Raw genomic sequence first — 5,440 nt, 5'->3', positions numbered from 1 at the left:
CCCAAATGCCTCAACTTCAGTGTGGTTGGTCGTTTTTAAAATTGTAGCTTTTTTTGGACTTTTATATGGTATTGGATTTGCACTCATAAAAATCATCAAAAGACTTGATGAAAATTTTGTGATTGAAGATAAAGTGATCATTTGGGCCATAGTACTTTGTTTGTTTTTGGCTTTTCTTTCAGAAGAATTTGGTGTTGCAGCTATAACTGGGGCATATTTTGCAGGTCTTATATTTTCAATGACAAGACATCAACATCAGATTGCACATGAAGTTGGCAGAATTTCTGGCTTGATGTTCACGCCAATTTTCTTTGTTGGCATTGGTATGGACATCAATCTTATGGAAGCATTTTCAGCACTTGGTGTTGGCTCGATTCTTATCATCTTGGGATCAGTCGGAAAGATTGTCGGTTGCGGTGTAGGCGCAAAACTTTCTGGATTTGACAGTTCAAAATCACTTCAAATCGGAGTAGGTATGATACCACGTGCTGAAGTGGCGATTATTATTGCAAGCCTCGGGTTAAAAATGTCAATCTTGACACAGAAGGATATGGCTGCTACAATTCTCATGGTACTGGTTACAACTTTGATTACACCTTCACTTTTAAAATGGACTTTTCATAGAAACCAAACCCTTGGTGAGGTAAATTCTTGATAAAAGGGCCTCAATAATTTTGATTATACGTCGAAGCAGTTCTCAAATAAGAGACTGCTTTTTCTTAAAATAATAAATAAATGGAGTTTCACATGACTAAACGGATTAAGATAGAAGATTATAAGATTTCTACAAGCGAATTGGACCATCTCTTAATAGATGCTGCCAAGGCCTTAAAAAATAATGGCACTGTGGCTTTTCCAACCGAAACGGTTTATGGATTAGGTGCAAATGCACTTAGTGATGAGGCTGTTTCTAAGATTTACGCGGCAAAGGGAAGACCGTCAGATAACCCTTTGATTGTTCATATTGCCAAAATATCGCAATTAAGTGACCTGGTTTTAGATGTAAAAGCATATGCCCTTGAGCTCATGTCCGCTTTTTGGCCTGGACCTATTACCTTTGTATTCCACAAAAAGCCTGGCGTACCTACCAAAGTAACTGGTGGTCTTGATACTGTTGCTGTGAGGATGCCTGACCATAAAATTGCACTTAGATTGATAGAACTCTCTCAGGTACCTGTTGCGGCACCATCTGCCAATTTATCCGGCAAACCAAGCCCTACAAAGGCAAAGCATGTTGTGGAGGATTTAATGGGCAAAGTAGATTATATTATTGAAGGTGCCGATGCTCAGGTTGGTTTAGAATCAACGGTGCTTGATGTCACTGGCGATATTCCTATGATTTTAAGACCCGGTAAGGTGACGCTTGAAATGATTAGAGAAGTTGTAGGTGCTTGTGAAATAGATCCTGCCATTGCCAATCATGAATCCACAACAGGAACACCTAAGTCTCCAGGAATGAAGTATAAACATTATGCACCCAATGCAGAAGTAGAAGTGATTCTAGGTGAAGCCTCTCAGATCATTTTGGCTTTTGAAAAAAACATTGAACTTGCAATATCAAACCAGTCTAAAATCGGTATCATGGGATTTGAAGAAGATCTACTCGTCTTAGGGAAGTATTTAGAGACTAAATACTCTGAAACACAATTAAGTCAGTATGTTTATTTATGTGCGCATGGTAGCATAAAGCATATGGAGGAGTTCGCAAGATTATTGTTTCAAAATCTAAGACGCTGTGATGATGCGGGCTGTGACAAAATTATCGTGAGAGGTGTTTCAGAAGAAGGTATAGGGCATGCCATTATGAATAGATTAAAAAAAGCGTCAAACGGGAAAGTAACGAGAATTTAATTTGCAATTTCACGTGCAAAAATTTATAATAGATAGGAATAAAAATGGAGGTGCCTCATGAAGGTAGCAATCGGTTCGGATCATGGTGGCTTGATCTTAAAGGATGCAGTTATTAAGCATTTGCAGTCAAAAGGGTACGATGTAAAGGATTTTGGAACATACACAGAGGATTCTTGTGATTACCCGGATTATGCACTAAAAGTATCAGAAGCAATCGTTGATGGTGAGTTTGAACTAGGTGTCTTAATCTGTGGCACAGGACTCGGAATTTCCATAGCGGCAAATAAAGTTAGAGGCATTATCGCAGCACCTGTTAGTGATACTTTCAGCGCTGAGATGGCAAGAAAGCATAACAATGCCAATATTATAGCTTTAGGTGCACGTGTTGTTGGAGAAGGTTTGGCTTTAAAAATCATTGATGCTTTCTTTGATTCAGAGTTTGAAGCTGGAAGACATGCACTGCGCGTTGGCAAAATCAAGAAAATTGAAGACGAAAAACTATAAAGAGGTGGAAAATGAGTAAAGTATTTGAGATGAATCATCCGTTAATTCAGCATAAGTTGAGCTTAATCAGAGATAAAAATACAGGTTCTAAGGAGTTTCGTGAGCTTGTAAAAGAAATGTCGATGTTAATGGCATTTGAAGTAACACGTGATTTACCTCTTGAAGAAGTCGAGATTGAAACGCCTATTTGTAAAACCATGACAAAAGTTTTATCAGGCAGAAAAGTAGGGATTGTTCCAATTTTAAGAGCGGGCTTAGGTATGGTGGATGGTTTCTTAAATCTTTTACCAGCAGCAAAGGTTGGACATATTGGTCTTTACAGAGATCCAGAGACTTTAGAGCCTGTGGAATACTACTGTAAATTGCCAACAGATGTAAATGAGAGAGATCTTATCGTTGTAGATCCAATGCTTGCAACAGGTGGTTCAGCAAATGCAGCAATTCAGTTCATTAAAGATAAAGGTGCAGCTAGTATTAAACTCGTTTGTTTAATTGGTTGTCCAGAAGGTATCTCAGCAGTTCAAACAGCACATCCGGATGTGGATATCTACATCGCTGCGATTGATGAAAAATTAAATGATCATGCATATATCATTCCAGGCCTTGGTGATGCAGGCGATAGATTGTTTGGTACCAAGTAATCAATGGATGATGGAGGGGCTATGTTGAGAAAAGATAAAATAAACTATTACCTTGATATTGCAGAGGCCGTTGCAGAGCGTGGTACTTGCCTCAGACGAAATTTTGGCGCGATTATTGTCAGTGAAGACGAAATAATTGCAACTGGTTACTCAGGTGCTCCAAGAGATCGTAAAAACTGTATTGATGTAGGTGTTTGTGTTAGAGAAAAACTCAATATCCCAAGAGGTGAGCGCTATGAAAAGTGTAGGTCGGTTCACGCAGAAGCCAATGCTATTATTTCTGCTTCAAGAAGGGACATGATCGGTGCTACAATGTATCTTGTGGGCAAAGAGCGTTCACAAAACTGTTTTGTTGTGGAGGCCAATTCATGTGCAATGTGCAAAAAATTAATTATAAATTCAGGCATCAAAAAAGTAGTTATAAGAGATGATTCGAGTCAATATCGCGTCATTGACGTTTGTGACTGGATTTACTATGATGATTCCTTAGAGAATCATGTTGGATATTAATTAAATTATCCAGAAAGGGTCTTTTAAAAGAGGTGTAATTGATATGTATATATCAGCTTTGTTAGCAGGCGTTATTAGTTTCCTTTGTACGCCACTTGTCATTAAAATGGCACACAGATTTGGTGCGATAGATATTCCTAAAGATGATCGACGTGTGCATAATAAACCTATTCCATTATGGGGTGGGGTTGCGATTTTTACTGGTTTTTTTGTGAGTATGTTTTTATTTTCTAATATTCATACAACTAAGTTAATAGGATTATTTCTGGGAGCGATCGTCGTGCTGGTAACTGGTATGGTGGATGATGTTAGACCACTCGGTGCCAAGACAAAGCTATTAATGCAGTTTGTTGCAGCTTCAATTTTAGTTTTTTCTGGTTTTGAAATTAACTTTTTGACAAACTTCTTTGGTTCATCAGATTATATTTATTTTGGTATGTTCTCAATACCGGTTTCGATTATTTGGATCGTGGGTGTAACCAACACGGTAAATCTTATTGATGGATTAGATGGGCTTGCAGCAGGTATTTCTGCGATTGCAGCAGTTACCTTAGGCTATATTGCCCTGATCAACCATAGATATGATGCCGCTACGATAACGCTTATACTTGCAGGAAGTTCATTGGGATTCTTACCCTATAATTTCAATCCAGCTAAGATTTTTATGGGCGATGCTGGGGCACTATTCTTGGGTCTAGTATTATCTGCAATTTCGATTGAAGGTGCACTGAAAGGTGCAACTGCATTAACCGTTGTGGTGCCAATTATTGCACTTGGCGTGCCGATTTTCGATACGGCATTTGCCATTGTGAGACGTTTAATCAACAAAAGACCGATTATGGAGGCGGACAAGGGTCACTTGCATCATCGTTTCTTATCCATTGGCTACAACCAAAGAAAAGCTGTTTTATCCATTTATCTCATTGGTGCACTTATGGGAGCAGGTGCCATTGCACTTCTCAAAGGGGAGTATATTGGTGCCGGAGTATTGCTCACTATAGCGGCGATCGTTGTCTTTATTCCAATCAATAAAGTCAAGGAAATTGAGAAAAAGGCAGAGCAGGTTAATGCAGAATCTTAATTCAAACAAGCTTCATGCATTTTCATGAATGTAATAAAATAATTAAAAAGCCTTCGAGTAATCGAGGGCTTTTCATCTAGTGGAGGCTATAATGATAAAGGTAATGACAATTTTCGGCACAAGACCAGAGGCTATTAAAATGGCGCCGCTTGTTAAAGCACTCGAAGCAGACCCTCAAATCGAATCCATCGTGTGTGTTACAGCACAACACAGAGAAATGCTGGATCAAGTACTCGGTCTCTTTGAAATCAAGCCAAAACATGATTTAAACATCATGGCCAAAGGGCAGACTTTAAGTGACATAACATCAAGAGTTTTAAAGGGCATTGAAGGTATTTTAGAGACTGAAAAGCCGGATATTATCCTTGTTCACGGTGATACGACAACGACATTTGCTGGCGCACTTGCGGCATTTTACGCTCAAATTCCAGTTGGACATGTGGAAGCAGGCCTCAGAAGTCACAATATTTATAGTCCCTTCCCTGAAGAAATGAACAGAAGCCTTACTGGTAGAATCGCCATGATGCACTTTGCTGCAACTGATGGTAATGTGGCCAACCTTTTAAATGAAGGTGTTAAGGAATCCACTATCGTTAAAACGGGAAATACGGTCATTGACGCCTTGAAAATGGTTATTAAAGAGGATTACTTATTTGAAGATCCAAGACTTAATGAAATTGATTATAATCGCTACAAGACCATCCTTTTGACTGCACATCGAAGGGAGAATCTGGGCGAGCCAATGGAAAATATCTTTGGTGCGATTAGATCAATCATTGATAACAACGAAAATGTACAGGTTATTTTTCCAATACATCTAAATCCAGCGGTTAGGGCAATTGCGGATAAACAT

7 protein-coding genes are annotated in these 5,440 nt (G+C 38.9%); all 7 read left to right on the top strand.

What is annotated here, in order from left to right:
* The coding region (locus AC220I_RS17660; RefSeq protein ID WP_486725185.1) for a cation:proton antiporter at window positions 1-655 on the top strand (655 nt) is incomplete at its 5' end.
* A 92-nt stretch (window positions 656-747) separates the two neighbouring features.
* Entirely contained in the window at window positions 748-1,851 is a 1,104-nt protein-coding gene (locus AC220I_RS17655) for an L-threonylcarbamoyladenylate synthase (protein ID WP_486725184.1), read from the top strand.
* 57 nt (window positions 1,852-1,908) lie between these two features.
* The gene (rpiB, locus tag AC220I_RS17650) at window positions 1,909-2,355 is read left to right on the top strand and encodes a ribose 5-phosphate isomerase B (protein WP_486725183.1); all 447 of its coding nucleotides are present in this window, start codon (window positions 1,909-1,911) and stop codon (window positions 2,353-2,355) included.
* 11 nt (window positions 2,356-2,366) lie between these two features.
* Window positions 2,367-2,996, top strand: coding sequence for a uracil phosphoribosyltransferase (upp, locus tag AC220I_RS17645; RefSeq protein WP_486725182.1), 630 nt, complete (start codon window positions 2,367-2,369; stop codon window positions 2,994-2,996).
* Window positions 2,997-3,017: 21 nt separating this feature from the next.
* Window positions 3,018-3,506, top strand: coding sequence for a deoxycytidylate deaminase (locus AC220I_RS17640; RefSeq protein ID WP_486725181.1), 489 nt, complete (start codon window positions 3,018-3,020; stop codon window positions 3,504-3,506).
* 43 nt (window positions 3,507-3,549) lie between these two features.
* Window positions 3,550-4,587 carry an MraY family glycosyltransferase gene (locus tag AC220I_RS17635; RefSeq protein WP_486725180.1) on the top strand — a complete coding sequence of 346 codons (1,038 nt, stop codon included), beginning with the start codon at window positions 3,550-3,552 and terminating at the stop codon, window positions 4,585-4,587.
* A 91-nt stretch (window positions 4,588-4,678) separates the two neighbouring features.
* Window positions 4,679-5,440: non-hydrolyzing UDP-N-acetylglucosamine 2-epimerase (wecB, locus tag AC220I_RS17630; RefSeq protein WP_486725179.1), on the top strand; the 762-nt coding region annotated here is incomplete at its 3' end.

The organism is Fusibacter sp., from assembly GCF_057447755.1.
This window is presented reverse-complemented; position numbering and strand designations above follow the sequence as displayed.